The sequence below is a fragment of the Microbacterium enclense genome (genome assembly GCF_004022425.1).
GTDB lineage: Bacteria > Actinomycetota > Actinomycetes > Actinomycetales > Microbacteriaceae > Microbacterium > Microbacterium enclense_A.
Genome location: NZ_RBZY01000021.1, coordinates 34,126 through 54,809 on the forward strand (window position 1 = coordinate 34,126; position 20,684 = coordinate 54,809).

20 protein-coding genes are annotated in these 20,684 nt (G+C 70.0%); 4 read left to right on the forward strand and 16 right to left on the reverse strand.

Annotated features, from left to right (window positions below):
• From ruvX to D8Y23_RS07395, 6 genes are all read right to left on the reverse strand, one after another.
• A complete protein-coding gene (gene ruvX, locus D8Y23_RS07370) occupies positions 1-474 on the reverse strand; it encodes a Holliday junction resolvase RuvX (RefSeq protein ID WP_128217513.1) in 474 nt (157 codons plus the stop codon).
• Positions 471-3,140, reverse strand: coding sequence for an alanine--tRNA ligase (gene alaS, locus D8Y23_RS07375; protein WP_128217514.1), 2,670 nt, complete (start codon positions 3,138-3,140; stop codon positions 471-473). The genes ruvX and alaS overlap by 4 nt, the downstream gene beginning before the upstream one ends.
• Before the next feature lie 60 nt (positions 3,141-3,200).
• Entirely contained in the window at positions 3,201-3,578 is a 378-nt protein-coding gene (locus tag D8Y23_RS07380) for an ATPase (protein WP_240663825.1), read from the reverse strand.
• A 261-nt stretch (positions 3,579-3,839) separates the two neighbouring features.
• Entirely contained in the window at positions 3,840-4,469 is a 630-nt protein-coding gene (gene rpsD, locus D8Y23_RS07385) for a 30S ribosomal protein S4 (protein ID WP_128217515.1), read from the reverse strand.
• A gap of 156 nt (positions 4,470-4,625) precedes the next feature.
• Positions 4,626-5,360, reverse strand: a complete 735-nt coding sequence (locus tag D8Y23_RS07390) for a DUF1361 domain-containing protein (protein ID WP_128217516.1) — start codon at positions 5,358-5,360, stop codon at positions 4,626-4,628.
• A 52-nt stretch (positions 5,361-5,412) separates the two neighbouring features.
• Positions 5,413-6,780 (reverse strand): replication-associated recombination protein A, encoded by a 1,368-nt coding sequence (locus D8Y23_RS07395; protein WP_128217517.1) that lies wholly within the window; start codon positions 6,778-6,780, stop codon positions 5,413-5,415.
• Positions 6,781-6,887: 107 nt separating this feature from the next.
• Here D8Y23_RS07395 and D8Y23_RS07400 point away from each other — a divergent pair, with 107 nt between their 5' ends.
• The 3 genes from D8Y23_RS07400 (at position 6,888) to D8Y23_RS07410 (ending at position 9,487) form a co-directional block, all read left to right on the forward strand.
• The gene (locus D8Y23_RS07400) at positions 6,888-7,145 is read left to right on the forward strand and encodes a dioxygenase (protein WP_128217518.1); all 258 of its coding nucleotides are present in this window, start codon (positions 6,888-6,890) and stop codon (positions 7,143-7,145) included.
• Positions 7,146-7,293: 148 nt separating this feature from the next.
• Complete coding sequence (locus D8Y23_RS07405) at positions 7,294-8,883, forward strand: DUF349 domain-containing protein (RefSeq protein WP_428844473.1); 1,590 nt, start codon at positions 7,294-7,296, stop codon at positions 8,881-8,883.
• Between the two features lie 64 nt (positions 8,884-8,947).
• Complete coding sequence (locus tag D8Y23_RS07410) at positions 8,948-9,487, forward strand: type IV toxin-antitoxin system AbiEi family antitoxin (protein WP_128217519.1); 540 nt, start codon at positions 8,948-8,950, stop codon at positions 9,485-9,487.
• On the opposite strand, the gene D8Y23_RS07415 is transcribed toward D8Y23_RS07410, so the two are convergent.
• The 10 genes from D8Y23_RS07415 to pdxS all read right to left on the reverse strand — a co-directional run bounded on the left by D8Y23_RS07415 (position 9,474) and on the right by pdxS (position 19,656).
• Complete coding sequence (locus D8Y23_RS07415) at positions 9,474-11,726, reverse strand: RelA/SpoT family protein (RefSeq protein WP_128217520.1); 2,253 nt, start codon at positions 11,724-11,726, stop codon at positions 9,474-9,476. The genes D8Y23_RS07410 and D8Y23_RS07415 overlap by 14 nt on opposite strands.
• A gap of 67 nt (positions 11,727-11,793) precedes the next feature.
• Positions 11,794-12,780, reverse strand: coding sequence for a protein translocase subunit SecF (gene secF, locus D8Y23_RS07420; RefSeq protein WP_128217521.1), 987 nt, complete (start codon positions 12,778-12,780; stop codon positions 11,794-11,796).
• A complete protein-coding gene (gene secD / locus D8Y23_RS07425) occupies positions 12,780-14,489 on the reverse strand; it encodes a protein translocase subunit SecD (RefSeq protein ID WP_128217522.1) in 1,710 nt (569 codons plus the stop codon). Before secD ends, secF begins: the two co-directional genes overlap by 1 nt.
• 45 nt (positions 14,490-14,534) lie before the next feature.
• A complete protein-coding gene (locus D8Y23_RS07430) occupies positions 14,535-14,987 on the reverse strand; it encodes a preprotein translocase subunit YajC (protein ID WP_128217523.1) in 453 nt (150 codons plus the stop codon).
• A 79-nt stretch (positions 14,988-15,066) separates the two neighbouring features.
• Positions 15,067-16,116 (reverse strand): Holliday junction branch migration DNA helicase RuvB, encoded by a 1,050-nt coding sequence (ruvB, locus tag D8Y23_RS07435; protein ID WP_128217524.1) that lies wholly within the window; start codon positions 16,114-16,116, stop codon positions 15,067-15,069.
• On the reverse strand, positions 16,109-16,729 hold the full coding sequence (gene ruvA / locus D8Y23_RS07440; RefSeq protein WP_128217525.1) for a Holliday junction branch migration protein RuvA: 621 nt from the start codon (positions 16,727-16,729) through the stop codon (positions 16,109-16,111). Before ruvA ends, ruvB begins: the two co-directional genes overlap by 8 nt.
• A gap of 9 nt (positions 16,730-16,738) precedes the next feature.
• Entirely contained in the window at positions 16,739-17,344 is a 606-nt protein-coding gene (ruvC, locus tag D8Y23_RS07445) for a crossover junction endodeoxyribonuclease RuvC (protein ID WP_128217526.1), read from the reverse strand.
• A gap of 48 nt (positions 17,345-17,392) precedes the next feature.
• The gene (locus D8Y23_RS07450) at positions 17,393-18,151 is read right to left on the reverse strand and encodes a YebC/PmpR family DNA-binding transcriptional regulator (protein ID WP_128217527.1); all 759 of its coding nucleotides are present in this window, start codon (positions 18,149-18,151) and stop codon (positions 17,393-17,395) included.
• A 10-nt stretch (positions 18,152-18,161) separates the two neighbouring features.
• Positions 18,162-18,782 (reverse strand): pyridoxal 5'-phosphate synthase glutaminase subunit PdxT, encoded by a 621-nt coding sequence (gene pdxT / locus D8Y23_RS07455; protein ID WP_128217528.1) that lies wholly within the window; start codon positions 18,780-18,782, stop codon positions 18,162-18,164.
• Entirely contained in the window at positions 18,772-19,656 is an 885-nt protein-coding gene (gene pdxS / locus D8Y23_RS07460) for a pyridoxal 5'-phosphate synthase lyase subunit PdxS (RefSeq protein ID WP_128217529.1), read from the reverse strand. The genes pdxT and pdxS overlap by 11 nt, the downstream gene beginning before the upstream one ends.
• Before the next feature lie 98 nt (positions 19,657-19,754).
• Between pdxS and D8Y23_RS07465 the strand changes: the two genes are divergently transcribed.
• Positions 19,755-20,684, forward strand: a 930-nt coding sequence (locus tag D8Y23_RS07465) for an aminotransferase class I/II-fold pyridoxal phosphate-dependent enzyme (protein ID WP_128217530.1), incomplete at its 3' end; no start/stop codon positions are given.

Below are 20,684 nucleotides of genomic sequence, written 5' to 3' on the forward strand. Positions count from 1 at the left end.
TCAGGCGGGCTCCTGTCCCGGTGCTACGGCGGGTCCGGCCGGCTCGCCGGACTGTCGCTCCACGTCGAGCGCCTGCTGCAGCAGCACCACAGCGGCGACTTGGTCCACAATGCTACGAGACTCCCGCTGAGAGCGCCCTGCCTGACGCAGGACACCGTGCGCCGACACCGTGCTGAGGCGCTCGTCCACGAGCCGGACAGGAACGGTCAAGGCCCCGGCGAGCTCCCCGGCGAAGCGGCGCGCGTCGGTCGTCGAGGCGGTGTCCTCACCGCGGAGGTTCAGCGGTAGACCCACGAGAACCTCGAACGCCTCGTACTCGGCGGCGAGAGCGGCGATGCGGCGCACCGCCTCGCCCTTGCGCGGCACCGTCTCGACGGGCACCGCGAGCAGGCCGTCGGGATCCGACCGGGCGACGCCCACGCGCGCGCGTCCCACGTCGATGCCCAGCCGGATACCGCGGCGGAATTCCGTCACGCGGTCGTCGCCCGCACGTCCGCGACGATGCCCTCGAGCGCCTGCGGCAGGGCCGCGGCATCCGTTCCGCCACCCTGTGCGACGTCGGGACGCCCGCCGCCGCCACCGCCGAGCACGCCCGCAGCCGCCTTGGCCAGGGCTCCGGCAGCGAGACCGCGGTCGCGCGCGGCGTCGTTCGTCACGACGACGACCGTGGCGCGGCCGCCCGCGATGCTGCCGAGGGCGACGACGGCCGGGTCGGAGCCGAGTCGGTCGCGCACCTGCAGCGCGAGCGAGCGCACGTCGTCGGCCGACGCGCCCTCACCGAGCGACTGGGCGACGACGCGGACCGCGCCCACGACGACCGCGGACTCCGCCAACTGCGGCAGACGGTCGGACAGCGCTCGCGCCTCGAAGGCGGCGATCTTCTTCTCGGCGGCCTTGAGGCTCGCAGCGAGTTCGGCGATGCGGGTCGTGAGCTGCTCGCGTGGGGTCTTCAACGAGGTGGTCAGCTGCGACACGATCGCGCGTTCGGCGGCGAGATCGCGGAACGCGTCCAGGCCCACGAGCGCTTCGACGCGGCGGTTGGAGGCGCCCACCGACTGCTCGCCGACGAGGTTCACCAGGCCAATCTCGGCGCTGCGCGCGACGTGCGTGCCACCGCAGAGCTCGCGCGACCACGGGCCGCCGATGTCGACCATGCGCACGGTGTCGCCGTACTTCTCGCCGAACAACGCCATCGCGCCCGCGGCCTTGGCTTCGTCGAGCGACATCACGCGCGTGGTGACCTCGAGGTTGTCGCGGACGGCGTTGTTGGCGATGTCCTCGATCTCGGTGCGGGTCTCGGGCGAGAGCGCCGTGCCCCAGCTGAAGTCGAAGCGCATGTAGCCGGCGCGGTTGAGCGAACCGGTCTGCGTCGCGGTCTTGCCGAGGGTGTCGCGGATCGCCGCGTGCACGAGGTGCGTCGCGGAGTGCGCCTGCTGCGCCGAGTGGCGGTTGAGGGCGTCGACCACCGTCGTCGCGGGGGCATCGACCGAGACCTCGCCGCTCGTGACCTCGACGGTGTGGCTGATGAGGCCCGGCACGGGACGCTGCACGTCGAGGACCTCGAGCTCGTAGCCGGGACCGACGATGACGCCTTTGTCGGCGACCTGGCCGCCCGACTCGGCGTAGAGGGCCGTCTCGGCGAGGACGACCTCGGCGATCTGGCCCTGCGATGCGCGGTCGATGGCGCGCCCGTCGACCAGGATGCCGAGGACCTTCGACTCCGTCTCGAGGTCGGTGTACCCGGTGAACACCGTCTCGCCCAGCGCGCGGAACTCGCGGTACACGCTCTGGTCGGCGATCGCACCCTTGCGGGACCGGGCGTCGGCCTTCGCGCGCGACCGTTGCTCCTGCATGAGCGTGTCGAACGCCCCGCGGTCCACGCTCAGTCCCGCCTCCTCGGCGATCTCGAGCGTGAGGTCGATCGGGAAGCCGTACGTGTCGTGCAGCAAGAAGGCCTCGGAGCCGGAGAGCGTCGTGGCACCGCCCTGCTTGGCATCCGCCACCGACTGATCGAGGATGGCGGAGCCCGCCGCGAGCGTGCGCAGGAACGTCTGCTCCTCGGCGATCGCGTAAGCCGAGAGTCGGGCGTAGTCGGCCTCGACCTCGGGGTACGACTCCTTCATCGCGTCGCGCGACGCGGCGAACAGCTCGGGGAACGTCGCACCCTCGACGCCGAGCAGGCGCATCGAACGGATGGCCCGGCGCATGATGCGGCGCAGGATGTAGCCGCGGCCCTCGTTCGACGGGGTGACGCCGTCGGCGAGCAGCATGAGCGATGAGCGGACGTGGTCGGCGACGATGCGCAGCCGCACGTCGTCCTCGTGCGACTCGGCGCCGTAGGCCCTCCCCGCGAGCTTCGCCGCCAGGTCGAGCACCGGACGCACCTGGTCGGTCTCGTACATGTTGTCGACGCCCTGCTTGATGAACGCGATGCGCTCCAGACCCATGCCGGTGTCGATGTTCTTCGCCGGCAGTTCGCCGACGATGTCGAAGTCGTACTTCGACCGCACGTTGGTGATCTCGTACTGCATGAACACGAGGTTCCAGATCTCGACGTAGCGGTCGTCGTCGGTCGCGGGACCCCCGTCGATGCCGTACGCGGGGCCCCGGTCGAAGAAGATCTCCGAGCAGGGTCCGGCGGGGCCCGGAAGTCCGGTCGACCAGTAGTTCGTGTCCTTGCCGAGGCGCTGGATCCGCTCCTCCGGCAGGTCGGTGAGGCTGCGCCAGAGGTCGTGGGCTTCGTCGTCCTCTTCGTACACGGTGACCCACAGGTCCTTCGGGTCGAAGCCCAGGCCGCCGTCGGCCTCGGAGGAGGTCAGAAGCTCCCACGCGTAGCGGATCGCATCTTCCTTGAAGTAGTCGCCGAACGACCAGTTGCCCAGCATCTGGAAGAACGTGCCGTGCCGGGGGGTCTTGCCGACCTCTTCGATGTCATTGGTGCGGATGCACTTCTGCACGTCGGCTGCGCGGGGGTACGGGGGCGGGACGACCCCGCTCAGATAGGGGATGAACGGCACCATGCCGGCGACCGTGAACAGCAGGGCCGGGTCGTCGGTGACGAGCGAGGCCGACGGCACGATGGTGTGGTTCTTCTTCTCGAAGTAGTCGAGGAAGCGCTGAGCGATCTCGGCGGTTTTCATGTCGGGTCTTTCCGTGGGCGTGCGGATCCGCCCCGGCCAGCGGGGCGGGATGCCGGGATGTCAGTCGGTGGGGGCGGCCTTCTTCGCCGCGGCGGCGACGGAGCCCGCGGCGTCGGCGGTCGCATCGACGGCGGAGGCCGCAACGCTCTTCGCGTCGTCCAGGATGTCGGACAGGCGCGTCTCCTGCTCGTGGTAGGCCTCGCTCATGCGGTCGGCGAACTCGCCGATGCGGGCGTCGACCTGTGCGAGCAGCTCCTGCCCGCGCGGGTCTTTGTTGACCAGGTGCGCGGCGACGAAGCCTCCGGCGATGCCCAATACGAACCAGACGAGGCTTCTCACGTTCACCACTTCTTCCTCGAGCGAGCGCCGCGGGTGCGGCATCCCTTCATCGTAGGCGACGGGGTCGCGCGAGCGCGCGCCCGGAGGGATGGATGCCACGCCCCCCGGCATCCGTCGCCATAGCCGACGCGCAGAACTCCGGTAAGAACGTGGTCGATGGCTGCCGTCGGTCTGAGGCGCGTCAGGATGCCGGAGTTGTGCTGGCTCGAGACAGCACCGGGCCGCGCGAGAGCGCGACCGAAACGGCACCGGGCCGCGCGAGAGCGCAACCGAAACGGCACCCGGCCGCGCGAGAGCGCGCCCGGGAACGACGAAGGGCGCCGGGAGAACCCGGCGCCCTTCGGCTCGTGAGTCGGGGACTCAGCGAGCGGCGTAGTACTCGACGACGAGCTGCACGTCACAGGTGACGGGCACCTCGGCACGCTTGGGGCGACGCACGAGCTTCGCCTGCAGCGTGGCGAGGTCGACCTCGAGGTAACCGGGAACGGGGGGCAGCACTTCGGCGTGCCCGCCGGCGGCGGCGACCTGGAAGGGCTCGAGACCCTCGCTCTTGGGCTTGGCGTGGATCTGCTGACCCGGCTTGACGCGGAACGACGGGCGGTCCACGAGCTGGCCGTCGACCAGGATGTGGCGGTGCACGACGAGCTGACGGGCCTGGGCCGTGGTGCGGGCGAAGCCGGCACGAACGACGAGGGCGTCCAGACGCATCTCGAGCAGCTCGACCAGGTTCTCACCGGTCAGGCCGTCGGTGCGACGGGCCTCGTTGAACGCGATGCGCAGCTGCTTCTCGCGGATGCCGTACTGCTCGCGCAGACGCTGCTTCTCGCGCAGACGCACGGCGTAGTCGCTGTCGGCCTTGCGCTTGGTGCGGCCGTGCTCACCGGGAGCGTAGGGACGCTTCTCGAGGTAGCGGGCGGCCTTCGGGGTGAGCGCGACGCCGAGGGCGCGCGAGAGACGGACCTTGCGGCGGTCCTGGGACTTCGTTGCCACGAAGTACTCCTTCCGATGACGTGGCCGCGCGTTTCGCGGCTCACGGACGTATCACGCTCTCTTCGCCCTGTCCGGACTGCACGCCGGGGCATGCCGGAAGGTCGGTGAAGAAGAGAGGGGATGCCCGAAAACTGTGTTTCGAACCGACTCAGACTATCAGACGGCGGTGGCGAGGAACGACGTCCAGGCGAGCCAGAACAGCGGCACATACAGCACTGCGACGAGGATCGCGTGGGTCGCGACGAAGGCGCCCGCCTCGAGCGCGGTGCCCGGCTGACGCAGGTGGGTGGAAAGCCGTCGCAGCAGAGCGACGGGATGCCGGACATCCCAGCTGTTCACCCGGAGATACCGGCCGAGGTACACCCCCACCGCGCCGAGCACGATGACGACGGCGGCGAAGACCCAGCTGGTGGCCGGCGGCATCCTGTCGGTCGGCTCCTCGTAGACGACGAGGAGCGCGTGGAGGATGCCGAGACTCAGGACGGCGTTTCCGAGACCGGAGAGGGTCAGCACCAGGGTCTGGATGATGTCGTACCAGAGCGGGACCGGGGAGTCGGGCGTCCGGTGGCTGAAGTTGAGCTCGGTGATGAGGTAGACGGAGTTGGGGAACAGGAGCACCCACACCCCCGTGGCCACCGTGAGATAGGCAAGGAGCACGACGCCACCCGCCCACGGGGCGGTCGCGACGAGACCCTCGAGCAGGGGGAAGAGCGCGAAGAGGCCGACGATGACGCCGATCGCCGTCACGACGGGGAGCGTCGACAGGCCGGTGTTCAGCAGCATGGGGCGGTAGAGCGCCACCCGGTACACCTTCGCTCGCAGCACGACCAGGACGACCGCATACAGGTCCAGCACGAGGACGGCGGCGGGGGCAAGGAGGACGGCGGTCACGGCGACAGCGTCGCACGCGCGCCCCGGCCCGCTCGTGCGATCGCGGCGGTTTTCACCCGCCGTCGAGGATGCGGCGGATCTTCTCGAGCCGGGCGGAGACGTCGCGCTCGGCCCCGTGCGAGGTCGGTCGGTAGTACTGGGTGCCCCGCAGTTCGTCGGGGAGGTACTGCTGAGCGACGATGCCGATGTCGCTGTCGTGGGCGTAGATGTAGCCCTTCCCGTGCCCCAGCCGTTTGGCTCCCGGGTAGTGCGCGTCGCGCAGGTGCAGCGGGACGCGCCCGAACCCACCCGCCCTGACGTCGGCGATCGCGGCGTTGATGGCGTTGTAGGCGGCGTTCGACTTCGCTGTGGTCGCGAGGTACACCGTGGCCTCCGCCAGCGGAATGCGTCCCTCGGGCATGCCGATGAAGGCGACCGCGTCGGCCGCGGCGACCGCGATCTGCAGAGCCTGGGGGTCGGCGAGGCCGATGTCTTCGGCCGCCGAGATCACGAGCCGCCGGGCGATGAAGCGCGGGTCTTCGCCGGCCTCGATCATGCGGGCGAGGTAGTGGATCGCGGCGTCCACGTCGGATCCGCGGATCGACTTGATGAAGGCGCTGATGACGTCGTAGTGCTCGTCGCCCTGCCGGTCGTAGCGCAGCAGCGCGCGGTCGACGGCCTGCGCGATGTGGTCCCCGGTGATGACGGGACGCGGGTCGCCGGCATCCGTGTCGTCGTCGTCGCTCGTCTCGCGGGACGCGTCGTCGGCGGCGACGGAGGCGGCAGCCTCGAGGGCGGTCAGTGCGCGGCGAGCGTCGCCCGAGGCCAGGCGAACGAGAGCGGCGCGCGCCTCGTCGCCGAGGACGACGGCGTCGGCGAGGCCGCGCGGATCGGTCACGGCTCGGTCGACGAGGGCGCCGAGGTCGTCGTCGCCCAGCGGTCGCAGGGTGAGCAGGAGCGATCGTGAAAGCAGCGGTGAGATGACCGAGAACGACGGGTTCTCGGTGGTCGCGGCGATCAGCACCACCCACCCGTTCTCGACGCCCGGCAGCAGCGCGTCCTGCTGTGCCTTGGTGAACCGGTGGATCTCGTCGAGGAAGAGGATCGTCGACTGCCCGTAGAGGTCGCGCTGGGTGAGGGCCTCTTGCATGACCTCCCGAACGTCCTTCACTCCCGCGGTGATGGCCGAGAGTTCGACGAACCGGCGCCCGGAGGAGCGCGCGATCGCCTGCGCCAGGGTTGTCTTGCCCGTCCCCGGCGGCCCCCACAGGATGACGGAGACGGCGGAGACGGATGCCGAGGAATCGGTGCCGGCGAGGGTGACCAGCGGCGAACCGGGGCGGAGCAGGTGACTCTGCCCGGCGACCTCGTCGAGGCTCGTGGGGCGCATGCGCACCGCGAGCGGGGTCTGGCCCTGGAAGAGGGCGGAGGCACTGGTCACTGATCCAGGCTAATCGCGCCCGCCGACACCCGACCGCGCGTCTTTGTGGGCTCCTCGCAACGGTGCGTAGGATCGGGGCGGTCCGCGGGTGGTGAAGAGAGGTCGATGTGGCGACGGGTGGCAAGGATCGGCAGAGCCGCGAGCAGCGGGAGCGCGCACGGGTGTATCAGGCGCGTCAGGAGTTGCATCGGCGCCAGGGGGCACGTCGCACGCGCGACAACGTCATCGGACTCGTCGTCGGCCTCGTGGTGATCGCCGGCGCGATCGCGGTGCAGACCCTGTACTTCGTCGACGGTCCCGGTGCCCCCGCGCCCCAGCCGGCCGTGACCGATAACCCGACCCCCACGCCCCAGCCCACCCCCTGACTCCGCGCCGACCGCGTGAGTCGCCAGGATTCGTCGCTTCGCCTGGACGCGAGGCGACACATGCTGGCATCTCGCGCACGGCATCCGTCGTACTAGGCTCGGACCGTCCTTCTCCCCCAGGCGGCCCGGCCGCGATGAGGTGCTTCTCGTGACTTCCCTTCCCTCCTCCGACTCCCCCGACACCACCCCCGCCGTCGCCGACGACGCGGCGGTCGACGTGACTCCCGGCGACGAGACCACGACCGAAGTGGATGCCGCTTCGACCGACACCCAGGTCGACGCGGCCTCCGAGGCAGACGCGGTGCCCGACGACGCGCCCCAGGCCGACGCGCCCGAGGCTGACGCGGAGCCCGACGACGCGCCCGAGGCCGATGCGCCCCAGGCCGACGCGCCCGAGGCTGATGCGCCGGAGACGGTGCCCGCCGACGAGGAGACGCCCGCCGAGCGTCCGAAGGCCGCCCCCGCGCCGGGTCCCCGCCCGGGTCCGCGTCCCGGTGCGCGCGTTGCGGCACCGGTCGAGCCGTGGGGTCGCGTCGAAGAGGACGGCACCGTATCGGTGCGCGAGGGCGACCAGTGGCGGGTCGTCGGGCAGTATCCCGACGGCACGGCAGACGAAGCCCTGGCCTATTACACCCGCAAGTTCGCCGACCTCGCGGGCGAGGTGACCCTTCTCGAGGTGCGTCACCGTCGCGGTGGGGCCTCGGCCTCCGACCTGCGCTCCACGGCGGCGACCGTGCGCGCGAAGGTCGACGGCGCCGCCGCCGTCGGTGATCTCGCCGCCCTCCTCGAGCGCCTCGACGCCCTGACGGCCGAGCTCGCCGAGGCCACCGAGACCGAGGCCGCCGCGGCAAGGGAGGCCGTCGACGACGCCGTGCGCGAGCGCACCGAGATCGTCGAGGAGGCCGAAGCCCTCGCCGCCCGCGATCCGCAGTCGGTGCAGTGGAAGCAGATGACGGCCGACATGGCGGCGCTCTTCGACCGGTGGCAGGCCCACCAGCAGAACGGTCCGCGGCTGCCGAAGTCCACGGCGCAGACGCTCTGGCGCCGCTTCCGCGACGCGCGAGCCACCGTCGATCGTCACCGCCGCGAGTTCTTCTCCGCCCTCGACGAGACGCACAAGTCCGCGCGCGACGCCAAGACCCGCCTGGTCGAGCGAGCCGAGGCCCTGGCGCCGCGCGGCGAGGACGGCATCCCCGCCTACCGCGATCTGCTCGACGAGTGGAAGGCATCCGGGCGTGCGGGCCGCAAGGTCGACGATGCGCTGTGGGCTCGTTTCAAGGCCGCCGGCGACGCGCTGTACGGCGCGCGTATCGAGCGTGAGACCGCGGACGCCGAGGCATCCCAGGAGAAGATCGAGCAGAAGCGCGCTCTCCTCGTGGAAGCGGCCCCGATCGTCGACGAGAAGAACCTCGCGACGGCCCGCCAGAAGCTCACCGCCATCCAGCGCCAGTGGGACGAGATCGGCCGCATCTTCCCTCGCGACAAGGAGCGCGCGCTCGACGACGACCTTCGCAAGATCGAGCAGAGCGTGCGCGCCCGTGAGGACGCCGACTGGAAGCAGAACGACCCCGAGCAGAAGGCGCGGGCGAACGACATGACGCGTCAGCTGACCGACGCGATCGAGAAGCTCGAGGCCGAGCTCGCGGCGGCCGAGGCGAAGGGCGACAAGCGGGCGGCAGCCCAGGCGTCCGAGGCCCTCGAGGCGCGGCGCACGTGGCTCCGCGCGCTCGGCGGCTGAGCGTTCTCCACAGATCGGCGTCCCCCGGACGCGCGAGGGGAGACCATCCCGGCACACTGACGGGATGGTCTCCCCTTTCCTCTACTTCCCCGGAGAACGGCTCTCGCTGAGCGAGTTGACGGCTGCGTGCCTCGACGGCCTGCTCACCCCGATCGGCGAGGGGTTCATGCCCGCCGATGCCGTCGAAACGGCCTGGATGCGCGCTCGCAGCCTCGCACCGCTCGCGAGCGATCGGTGGGCGGTGGTCCGCGTCAGTGCGGCGTGGGTCCACGGCGCCATCGCGTCCGAGCCGGTTCGTCATCACCTCCAACGCGCGTCGGCGGTGCGAGTGCGGCCCGTGCGCGCCGCGGGTGTGGTCGTGCACGACGTGCGAATACCGCCGGGCGACGTCGTCACGATCGCCGGGATTCGCGTCACGACGCCTGAGCGCACGCTCGTCGACCTCGCGAGATCCCTGGATGCCGATGATCTCGCCGACGCGCTCAGGTGGGCGCGGGCCGCACCCGACGTGCGCGACGACGCCCGGGCCTGGCTCGCTCGGCATCCCCGCTTTCCCTACGGGCGGAGAGCGGACGACGTCCTGGCGGGCGTCAGGACGAGGTGACGCGGTACACGTCGTAGACCGCGTCGATACGCCGGACCGCGTTGAGCACGCGGTCGAGGTGGACCGTGTCGCCCATCTCGAACACGAACTTGCTGAGCGCGAGACGGTCGTTGGTGGTCGACACCGTGGCCGAGAGGATGTTGACGTGGTGCTCGCTCAGGACCCGCGTGACATCACTGAGCAGACCCGAGCGGTCGAGTGCTTCGACCTGGATCTGCACGAGGAACACGCTCTTGGTCGTCGGGGCCCATTCGACGTCGATGAGGCGCTCGGGATCCTCGCGCAGCGACTTCACGTTCGTGCAGTCACCGCGGTGAACCGACACCCCGCTGCCGCGCGTGACGAAGCCGACGATCTCGTCGCCGGGGACCGGCGTGCAGCACTTGGCGAGCTTGACCAGGATGTCGGGGGCACCGCGTACCAGAACCCCCGAGTCGCCGCCGCGCGGGGCGCGACTGCGTCCGACCTGCGGCAGATCGATGGGACCGGTGGAGGTGTCGTCGGCGCTGACGAGGGCCGTGACCTTCTCGATGACCGACTGCGTCGAGACATGCCCCTCGCCCACCGCGGCGTAGAGGGCGGAGACGTCCTCGTAGTGGAAACCGCGCGCGACCTCGGTGAACGAGTCCTGGTTCATCAGGCGCTGGAGCGGCAGGTTCTGCCGGCGCATCGCTCGGGCGATCGAGTCCTTGCCCTGCTCGATCGCTTCCTCGCGTCGTTCCTTCGTGAACCACCCGCGGATCTTGTTGCGCGCACGGGTGCTCTTGACGAAGCCGAGCCAGTCCTGGCTGGGGCCGGCGTCGGGATTCTTGGAGGTGAAGACCTCGACGACGTCACCGGACTGCAGCTCGGTCTCCAACGGCACGAGGCGGCCGTTCACCTTGGCCCCCATCGTGCGGTGGCCGATCTCGGTGTGCACGGCGTACGCGAAGTCCACCGGCGTCGCGCCCTTGGGGAGCCCGATCACACGGCCCTTCGGCGTGAAGACGTAGACCTCTTTGGCGCCGATCTCGAAGCGCAGCGAATCGAGGAACTCCCCCGGGTCGGCGGTCTCGGCCTGCCAGTCCGAGATGCGCGCGATCCAGGCCATGTCGGTGTCGGAGGCCTTGGCATCCGTCTTCCCGCTCGCCATCCGCTCTTTGTACTTCCAGTGCGCGGCGACGCCGAACTCCGCCTGCTGGTGCATCTCGTGCGTGCGGATCTGGATCTCGACCGTGCGGCCGCTCGGCCCGATCACGGTCGTGTGCAGCGACTGGTAGAGGTTGAATTTGGGCGTGGCGATGTAGTCCTTGAAGCGCCCGGGAAGAGGTGTCCACCGCGCGTGGATCGCGCCGAGCACCGCGTAGCAGTCGCGTACGGTGCCCACCAGGATCCGGATGCCGATGAGGTCGTAGATGTCGTCGAACTCGCGGCCCCGCACGACCATCTTCTGATACACGGAGTACAGCTGCTTCGGCCGCCCCATGACGCGCCCGCGCACGCGCAACTCGCGCAGGTCGGCGTCGATGTTCTCGATGACGGTGTGGACGTACTGCTCGCGCTGTGGCGTGCGCTGACGCACGAGGCTCTCGATCTCGGCGTAGAGCTTGGGGTGGAGGACCGCGAACGAAAGGTCTTCGAGTTCGCTCTTGATCGCCTGAATGCCGAGACGGTGAGCGAGCGGAGCGTAGATCTCCAGAGTCTCGGTGGCCTTCTTCGCGGCCTTGTGCGGCGGCACAAAACCCCACGTGCGCGCGTTGTGCAGACGATCGGCGAGCTTGATCAGCAAGACGCGGATGTCGCGCGACATGGCCACGATCATCTTGCGGACCGTCTCGGCCTGCGCGCTTTCGCCGTACTTGACCTTATCGAGCTTGGTCACGCCGTCGACGAGCATCGCAACCTCGTCGCCGAAGTCGGCGGCGAGCTCGTCGAGGGGATACCCGGTGTCCTCGACCGTGTCGTGCAGGAGGGCTGCGGCGATGGCCTTGGGCCCGAGCCCGAGCTCGGCCAGGATCTGCGCGACCGCGAGCGGGTGCGTGATGTAGGGCTCGCCGCTCTGTCGCTTCTGTCCGTCGTGCGCCTTGTCGGCGACGGCGTAGGCGCGCTCGATGATGCCGAGATCGCCCTTGGGGTGGTGCGTGCGCACCGTTCTCAGGAGCTTGTCGACGTCATCGCGGCGGGCGGCGCGCGAGAAGATGCGCGGAACGAGCCGTCTCAGTGACGAGGGCGGTGGCGCCGGGGACGTGGTCTCGGTCATCGATCCCCTCCCCCGGGTGCTGCGATCAGTCTTCCCATCCTACGCCGCGTGGGACCGGTGCCCGCCGTCAGGCGGGGACACCGGCCTTCTCGCGAGCGGCGAGGATGCGACCGTCGCGCGCCTTCATGGGCGCCTCGTTCTCGCGCAGCAGCGCGTACATCGGGACGGCCACGAAGAGAGTGGAGTACGCCGCGACGATCGTGCCGACGAAGATCGACAGCGAGATGTCGCTCAGGGTACGCGCACCCAGCGGGACGCCGATGAACAGGATCGCGCCGACCGGGAGGATCGCGACCACGGTGGTGTTGATCGATCGGATCAGCGTCTGGTTCGCGGCGAGGTTGACCGATTCCGCGAACGTGCGGCCCGATATCTCGCCGTCTTCCCTCGTGTTCTCTCTCACTTTGTCGAAGACGACCGTCGTGTCGTACAGCGAGTACGACAGGATCGTGAGGAACCCGATCACGGCGGCGGGTGAGATCTCGAACCCGAAGACCGCGTAGACGCCGACGGTGATCACGAGCACGTCGACCAGGCCGATAATCGCGGCGACCGACATCTTCCAGGTGCGGAAGTACAGCGCCAGGATGACGAACGTCAGTGCCAGGAAGATCGACAGGCCCCAGAGGGACTGGCGCGTGACGTCCTCGCCCCAGGTCGGACCGATGAACGAGTTCGTGATCTCGGTCGCGGGCACTCCGTACCCGTCGGCGAGGGCCGACGAGACGTCCTGCGTCTGCTGATCGTCGAGCTGGTCCGTCTGGACGCGGACGGCCTGGTCGCTGATCGTGGTGACGCGCGTCGCCGCGCCCGGCACGACGGATGCCACGGCCTCGGTCGCGATCGCCTGGTCGAACGACGCGGGGTTCGAGACGGTGAACTGCGACCCGCCGGTGAACTCGATCGAGAACTGGATCGGGCGGATGAACGGCACGAGCGCCGCAGCGATCACGAACACCGCGGCGATGATGAACCAGAGGCGGCGGCGCTGGACGAACGGGAAAGAGGTCTTTCCCGAATAGAGGTCGTTTCCGAGCTGCGTCATGGAGCGCATCAGTCGTCTCCCTCCTTCGTGGAGCGGCTATTGCTCTGGGCTGCGGCGAGTTCGGCGCGCTTGCGCTCGGCGATCGTCTGTCGGCGCTGGGCCTCACCGCGCGAACGGCTCGCGCGGCCCGAGACCGCTGCGGCCGGGGCGCGGAACTGCGCGCGTCCGCGGTAGACGGCCCCGAGCGCTTCCGGGTCCATACCCGAGAGCGGGTGGCCGGAGCCGAAGAAGCGCGTCCGCGCGAGCAGCTGCATCACCGGGTGCGTGAACAGGATGAAGATCAGGATGTCGATCGCGGTCGTCAGGCCGAGCGTGAACGCGAAGCCCTTCACTGTGGCATCCGCGAGGATGTATAGCACGACGGCGGCGAGGATGTTGATCGACTTCGAGATGTAGATGGTGCGCTTGGCGCGGGCCCACCCGTCTTCGACGGCCGCCGTGATCGACTTGCCGTCACGGAGTTCGTCTCGGATGCGCTCGAAATAGACGATGAACGAGTCCGCCGTGAAGCCGATCGTGACGATGAGTCCGGCGACACCCGCGAGCGAGAGGCGGAAGCCCATACGCCACGCGAGGATGCAGAGCGTGACGTAGGTCAGCACCGCCATGACGCCGAGCGACGCGATGATCACGGTTCCGAGTGCGCGGTAGACCACCAGCGAGTAGATCGCGACGAGGCCGAGACCGATGAGTCCGGCGATGAAGCCGATCTGCAGCTGCTGCGAGCCCAGCGTCGCCGACACCGTGTCGGAGCTGACGACCGTGAAGCTCAACGGCAGGGCGCCGTAGCGCAGCTGGTCGGCGAGGGCCTTCGAGGTCTCCTGCGTGAAGCTGCCGGTGATGCTCGGGCGGCCGTCGAGGATGATGCCGTTCATCGACGGCGCCGAGAGCACCGTCCCGTCCAGGACGAACGCGAACTGGTTGAGCGGGGCCTGCTGGCCGTACAGGCGCTGGCTGATCTCGCCGAACTTCTGGGTGCCCTGGTCGTTGAAGGCGAGGTTGACCGCCCACTGACCGGTGTTCTGCTCCTGGCCGTTCGTGGCGTTGCTGATGTCGGTGCCGTCGAGCTCGACCGGTCCGAGGATGTACTTCACGCCGCGGTCGTCACTGCAGGTGATCAGCGGCTGGTCGGCGGGTGCCTGCGCGGGGGTGTTCGTGGGGTTCGCGCAGTCGTAGGCGAGGAACTCCGCCTGCAGGGCCGGCGTCACCCACGCCAGATCGCTGCCGTTCGTCGGCGAGGCCGTGGGCGTCGAGGGCAGTGCGGGGTCGGGTGTGGGGTAGGGCGTGTTCTGCCCGTCCTCCCCGACGAACGACGTCGCGGGCGAGCCGGTGAACAGCACGGCTCGCAGTTGCAGCTGCGCGGAGCTCTGGATCCGCTGGCGTGTGGCCTCGTCGGCCTGGCCCGGGATCTGGACGACGATGTTGCGGCCGCCCTCGGTGGCGACATCGGCCTCGCCGACACCCGAGGCGTCTACTCGCTGCCGGATGATCGACACGGCCTGCTGGAGCTGGTCACCGTCGGGCGCGGCGCCGTCGGTGGTCTGGGCGGCCAGGATGATCTGGGTTCCACCCTGCAGGTCGAGCGCGAGGTCGGGGGTCCAGGAGCTTTGCTGGAAGGCGTACACACCCAGTGCGTTGATCCCGAACAGCACGCCGGTGATGGCGAGCAGTCCGGTCAGTACGCGCCAGGCGTGGCGGACGGGAGTCGAGGGCGCCACGGAGTCGGCTTTCTATGCGGCGGTGAACGGTCGGGCGAGAAGCGGTCAGGCCTGAGGGCGGTCCTTGTCGTCGCGCTCGACCTCGGCCTGGCGGGCCGCGCGGTGGTCGTCGCTGATCGAGGTGATGTCGCCGTCGGCGACGCCCGCGATGTACTCGGCCTCGGACTCCTCGGCTTCAATGAACTCGTCTTCGGTGACGTATCCCTCGGCGGGGTTGACCACGCGGAGGACGGCCTGGCTGTGGACCCTGATCACGACGCCCGGAGCGATCTCGACATGGGCGGGCTTGTCGAGGTCTTCACCGTCGTACTCGACGATCGTGCCGTACAGGCCGCCCTGCAGCAGCACCTCGGAACCCGGAACGGTCTGGCGCGCCTTCTCCTCCTGCTCGAGCTTCTGCTTCTGCATGCGGCGACGCGAGCTGTAGAACATGAAGATCAGCAGGCCGATCAGGAGAATGATCAGGCCGTAATTGGCGAAGAAGTTCGCGAAATCCATGGAGGCGGTGCACCTTTCGAGTTAGGCGCGCCGTGCGGCTCTGCCTAAGGGGGTCGGGGAATCCCTCGCCGAGTATAGGTCATCCCCCTTGACTGAATCGGAGCAGCCCGTCGGGGTGGGGAGCGCCGAGGTGGTCGTACGCCTCGGGCGTCGCGACGCGGCCGCGCGGTGTGCGCCCCATGAAGCCGATCCGCACGAGATACGGCTCGACGACCGACTCGATCGTCTCCGGTTCTTCGCCCACGGCGACGGCGAGGGTGCTGAGGCCCACGGGCCCCCCGCGGAAGCGGCGCACGAGGGCGTCGAGCACCGCCCGGTCGAGGCGGTCGAGGCCGATGGCATCCACGTCGTAGAGGTCGAGGGCGGCGTCGACGGTGCGGACGTCGGCGTCGCCGGCATCCGTCCCGCTCGAGGGGCCGTAGACGACGAGGTAGTCGCGGACGCGACGCAGGAGTCGATTCGCGATGCGGGGCGTGCCACGGGAGCGGCGGGCGATCTCGGAGCGCGCGGCGCCGGGGAGGCCGACGTCGAGCATGGATGCCGAACGCGAGACGACGCGCTCCAGCTCTTCGGGCTCGTAGTACTCCAGGTGCGCGGTGAATCCGAAGCGGTCCCGGAGCGGGTTCGGCAGGAGCCCCGCGCGCGTCGTCGCCCCCACCAGCGTGAACGGGGCGAGGTCGAGGGGGATACTGGTGGCACCGGCGCCCTTGCCGACCATGATGTCGATCCGGAAGTCCTCCATCGCGAGGTACAGCATCTCTTCGGCGGAGCGTGCCATGCGGTGGATCTCGTCGATGAACAGGACCTCGCCGGGAGTCAGCGACGACAGCAGCGCGGCGAGATCGCCGGCGTGCTGGATCGCGGGTCCGCTCGACAGGCGCAACGGGCGCCCGCTCTCGTGGGCCACGATCATCGCGAGCGTCGTCTTGCCCAGGCCGGGAGGGCCGGACAGGAGGATGTGATCTGGCGAGCGCTGCTGGATCCTCGCCGCATCGAGCAGGAGCTGCAGCTGCCCGCGCACCTTCTGCTGCCCGACGAATTCGCTGAGCGACGTCGGGCGGAGCGCCCCCTCGATCGCGAGTTCGGTCTCGTCGTCGGGGGTGCCGGCGTCGCGGACGACGTCATCCACCGACCGGCTCCTTCCGCGCGGGACCGAGGAGCGCGAGCGTGAGCCGCAGCAGCGACTGCACCGAGGCGCGGTCGGCCTCGGCGGCGTTCTCTGCGACGGATGCCACGGCCTCGGCCGCGATGCGCTCGCTCCACCCGAGCCCGATCAGCGCCTGCGTCACCTGCAGGGGCACCTGCCCATGCGGGGCCACGGCGGCCGGAGCCTGGGCCGCGGGGACGGCGAGCTTGCCCGCGAGCTGCACGACGATGAGTTTGGCGGTCTTCGGACCGATGCCGGAGACGCGCTTGAACGGAGCGTCGTCGTCGTCGGTGACCGCCTGCGCGATCTGAGGGACCGTCAGGGACGACAGCACGCCCATCGCCGATTTCGGCCCGACTCCGGTGACACCGATGAGTTGGGTGAAGACCGTGAGCTCCTCGCGCGTCTCGAAACCGAAGAGCGACAGGGCGTCTTCGCGGACGACGAGGTGCGTGTGGACGTGAACCTCGTCGCCGACGTGGGTGCTGCGCGCGACCTGCGGGGTCACGGCCACGGAGAGCCCCACTCCCCCGACGACCACGACGAGTGCGTCGTCACCGACGTGCGCGGCGACACCCTGCAACGAAGAGATCATGCGACGAGCCTACGCGCCGGTTCGGACCTTTGTTCGATCGACACGCGCCCCCGCGGACGTCTGCCGCTTCTCGGCATCGCGCCATGCCTTCTGCGCGGGAGTGAGGGCGCCGCCGGTCGGGGCCGTCGCCGCTCCCCCGCGCCAGGCGTGGCACAGGGCGAGCGCGAGCGCATCAGCCGCGTCGGCGGGTTGGGGCAGCGCATCGAGGCGGAGTACCCGGGCGACCATCGTCTGCACCTGGAGCTTGTCGGCCGAGCCGTAGCCGGTGATCGCGGCCTTCACCTCGCTCGGCGTGTGGGTGGCCGCCGGGATGCCGTGCTCCGCGGCCAGCAGCAGCGCGATGCCGCTCGCCTGCGCGGTGCCCATCACGGAGTGGCGGTTGTTCTGCGCGAAGACGCGCTCGACGGCGACGACGTGAGGGTCGTGGGCGGCGAGGACCGAGCGGATGCCGGCCGCGATCGTGGCGAGGCGCTTCTCGATCGGATCGGTGACCGCCGAGCGCACCACGCCGACATGGACGAGGGATGCCGTGCGGTCGGGTGAGACGTCGACGACGCCGATTCCGCAGCGTGTCAGCCCGGGGTCGACGCCGAGGACGCGCAGGGAATGAGACACGACCCCCACGCTAGGCGCAGGGGTCGTGGTCTCGAGCAGGGCGCGCCCTTACTCGTCGTTCTCGAGCTCGGCCAGCACCTCGGGGCTCATGTCGAAGTTCGTGTAGACGTTCTGCACGTCGTCGCTGTCTTCGAGCGCGTCGATGAGGCGGAACACTTTGCGCGCGGTGTCGGCGTCGACCTCGACCTTGAGCGAGGGGACGAACTCGACGTCGGCGGAGTCGTAGTCGATCCCGGCCTCCTGCAGGGCCGAGCGAACCGTCACCAGGTCGCTCGCCTCGGTGATGACGCCGAAGCCGTCGCCGTGCGGCTCGACCTCTTCCGCACCGGCCTCGAGGACCGCGAGCATGACATCGTCTTCGGTCGTCCCCTCGGAGGGGACGACGATGACGCCCTTGCGGCTGAAGTTGTAGGCGACGCTGCCGGGGTCGGCGAGCGTGCCACCGTTACGGCTGAGCGCGGTACGGACCTCGGCCGCGGCGCGGTTCTTGTTGTCGGTCAGACACTCGATGAGGAACGCCACGCCGTTCGGGCCGTAGCCCTCGTACATGATCGAGGCGTACTCGACGGCCTCGCCGCCGATGCCGGCGCCGCGCTTGATCGCGCGATCGATGTTGTCTTTGGGGACCGAGGTCTTCTTGGCCTTGAGTACCGCGTCGAAGAGCGTCGGGTTGCCCTGGAGGTCCGCCCCACCGAGCTTGGCGGCGACCTCGATGTTCTTGATGAGCTTGGCCCACGACTTGGCGCGGCGGGCGTCGACGACCGCCTTCTTGTGCTTGGTCGTGGCCCATTTGGAGTGTCCGGACATGCGTTCCAGTCTAGAACGCGGGCGCGTGTCCGCCGGTGCGGCTGTGCACGCGGTCGAGGAACCGCGCGTGGAAGCGCGTCTCGCCGGTGGATTCGGGATGGAACGACAGGCCGAGAAGGTTGCCCTGCTCCACCGCCACGACGCGCCCGTCGGGCAGGGTCGCCAGCGGGATGGCATCCGGGCCCGTCTCGGTCACCACGGGCGCGCGGATGAACACGGCGTGCACCGGCGGATCCCCCAGGGCCGGAACCGCCAGGTCGGTCTCGAACGACTGCGTCTGAGAGCCGAAGGCGTTGCGCTGCACCCGGACGTCGAGTCCGCCGAAGGTGCGCTGGCCCGCGATCGCGCCGTCGATCCGGTCGGCGAGCAGGATGAGGCCCGCGCACGTGCCGAGCACGGGGAGCCCCTCGGCGATCGCCGCGCGGACCGGATCGAAGAGATCGAACGCGCGCGCGAGCTTGTCGATGACGCTGGACTCGCCGCCGGGGAGGACCAGCCCGTCGACGTCGGCGAGCTCCGACGCGCGCCGGACGGGCCGGGCGTCGGCGCCCAGGTCCGCGAGCGCGCGCAGATGCTCGCGGACGTCGCCCTGCAGGGCGAGGACGCCGACGCGCGGGGTGTTACCACCCACGCTCGGCCAGGCGGTGCGGAGCGGGCAGGTCGGCGACGTTGATGCCGACCATGGCTTCACCGAGTCCGCGCGAGGCCTCGGCCACGATCTTGGGGTCGTCGTGGAACGTCGTGGCCTTGACGATGGCGGCGGCGCGCTGCGCGGGGTTGCCCGACTTGAAGATGCCCGATCCGACGAAGACGCCGTCGGCCCCGAGCTGCATCATCATCGCGGCGTCGGCCGGGGTGGCCACGCCACCGGCGGTGAAGAGCACCACGGGGAGCTTCCCGGTCTCCGCGATCTCGGCGACGAGCTCGTACGGGGCCTGGAGCTCCTTGGCCGCGACGTAGAGCTCGTCCTTCGTCTTGGCGCGGAGGGCATTGATCTCGGAGCGGATCGTGCGGATGTGCTTGGTCGCCTCGGACACGTCTCCGGTGCCGGCCTCGCCCTTCGAGCGGATCATCGCCGCGCCCTCGGTGATCCGGCGCAGCGCCTCGCCGAGGTTCGTCGCGCCGCACACGAACGGCACGGTGAAGTTCCACTTGTCGATGTGGTTCACGTAGTCGGCGGGCGAGAGCACCTCGGACTCGTCGATGTAGTCGACGCCGAGCTCCTGCAGGATCTGCGCCTCGACGAAGTGCCCGATGCGGGCCTTCGCCATGACCGGGATCGAGACGGATGCCACGATGTCGTCGATCAGGTCGGGATCGCTCATGCGCGCGACTCCTCCCTGGGCGCGGATGTCGGCGGGAACGCGCTCGAGGGCCATGACCGCGACGGCGCCGGCATCTTCGGCGATGCGAGCCTGCTCGGCGGTGACGACGTCCATGATGACGCCGCCCTTGAGCATTTCGGCGAGTCCGCGCTTGACGCGGGAGGTTCCGGTGTCGGTCATTGTCGATTCCCTTCGCGCTTTCGGGTGCGCTCTGCTTTGGCTTAGGCCAAACCGTAGCACGACGCAGGACATAGGCTGGCCGAGGCGAAAGGGGACGAATGTCGGTCGACATCACCGGGCGCTCGGCATCCGAGATCGCAGCCGGACTGCGCGAACGGATCGAGCGCGGACACCTCCCCCCGGGCGACGCACTCCCGCCGGTGCGTACTCTCGCGACCGAACTCGGAGTCAACCGCAACACGGTCGTCGCGGCGTACCGGCAGCTGGCGCAGGCCGGGCTCGTCGTCGCGCGCGGGCGCGGCGGTACCCGCGTCGCCGAGCAGGCGCCCGTGGCGCAGGAGGGGTACGCGCCGGGCACCGTGCTGCGCGACGTCGGCACCGGCAATCCCGACCCCGGGCTCATTCCCGATCCGGCCGCTGCGCTCGCGCGGTCCGGACGACCCGTGTTGTACGGCGAGCCCGTCGTCGATCCGGGCCTGGAGACCTGGGCGCGCGAGTGGATGGCGGAGGGGCTCCCCGACGACCAGCCGCGGATCACCGTCACGAGCGGCGCCAGCGACGCGATCGAGCGACTCCTCGCGCAGACCCTGCAGCGCGACGACGCCGTCGCCCTCGAGGACCCCTGCTTCCTCTCCGCGCTGCACACCGTGCGCCAGGGCGGCTACCGCGCGGTGCCGGTGGCCGTGGATGCCGAGGGGATGACGGTCGACGGGCTCCGCGCCGCACTCGCTGACGGGGTGCGCGCCGTCATCTGCACGCCGCGCGCGCACAACCCCACCGGCGCCAGCTTGACCGCGGGACGCGCGGCGCAGCTCCGGGAGGTGCTCGCCGATCACCCGTACGTCCTGGTCATCGAGGACGATCACTTCTCGCTGCTGTCCCGGGTCCCCCTGCGGTCGATCATCGGGGCCACCCAGCAGCGATGGGCGCGCATCCGCTCCGTGTCCAAGTTCCTCGGACCCGACATGTGCCTGGCGGTCGTGGCATCCGATGCCGAGACCGCCGAGCGGCTCGCGCTGCGGCTCACC

Coding starts and splice junctions, on each gene's coding strand:
- alaS (WP_128217514.1), bottom strand. CDS start 3,140: ATGAAAACCGCCGAGATCGCTCAGCGCTTCCTCGACTACTTCGAGAAG.
- D8Y23_RS07410 (WP_128217519.1), top strand. CDS start 8,948: ATGGTCTCCCCTTTCCTCTACTTCCCCGGAGAACGGCTCTCGCTGAGC.
- D8Y23_RS07415 (WP_128217520.1), bottom strand. CDS start 11,726: ATGACCGAGACCACGTCCCCGGCGCCACCGCCCTCGTCACTGAGACGG.
- secF (WP_128217521.1), bottom strand. CDS start 12,780: ATGCGCTCCATGACGCAGCTCGGAAACGACCTCTATTCGGGAAAGACC.
- D8Y23_RS07430 (WP_128217523.1), bottom strand. CDS start 14,987: ATGGATTTCGCGAACTTCTTCGCCAATTACGGCCTGATCATTCTCCTG.
- ruvA (WP_128217525.1), bottom strand. CDS start 16,729: ATGATCTCTTCGTTGCAGGGTGTCGCCGCGCACGTCGGTGACGACGCA.
- D8Y23_RS07450 (WP_128217527.1), bottom strand. CDS start 18,151: ATGTCCGGACACTCCAAATGGGCCACGACCAAGCACAAGAAGGCGGTC.
- pdxS (WP_128217529.1), bottom strand. CDS start 19,656: ATGACCGACACCGGAACCTCCCGCGTCAAGCGCGGACTCGCCGAAATG.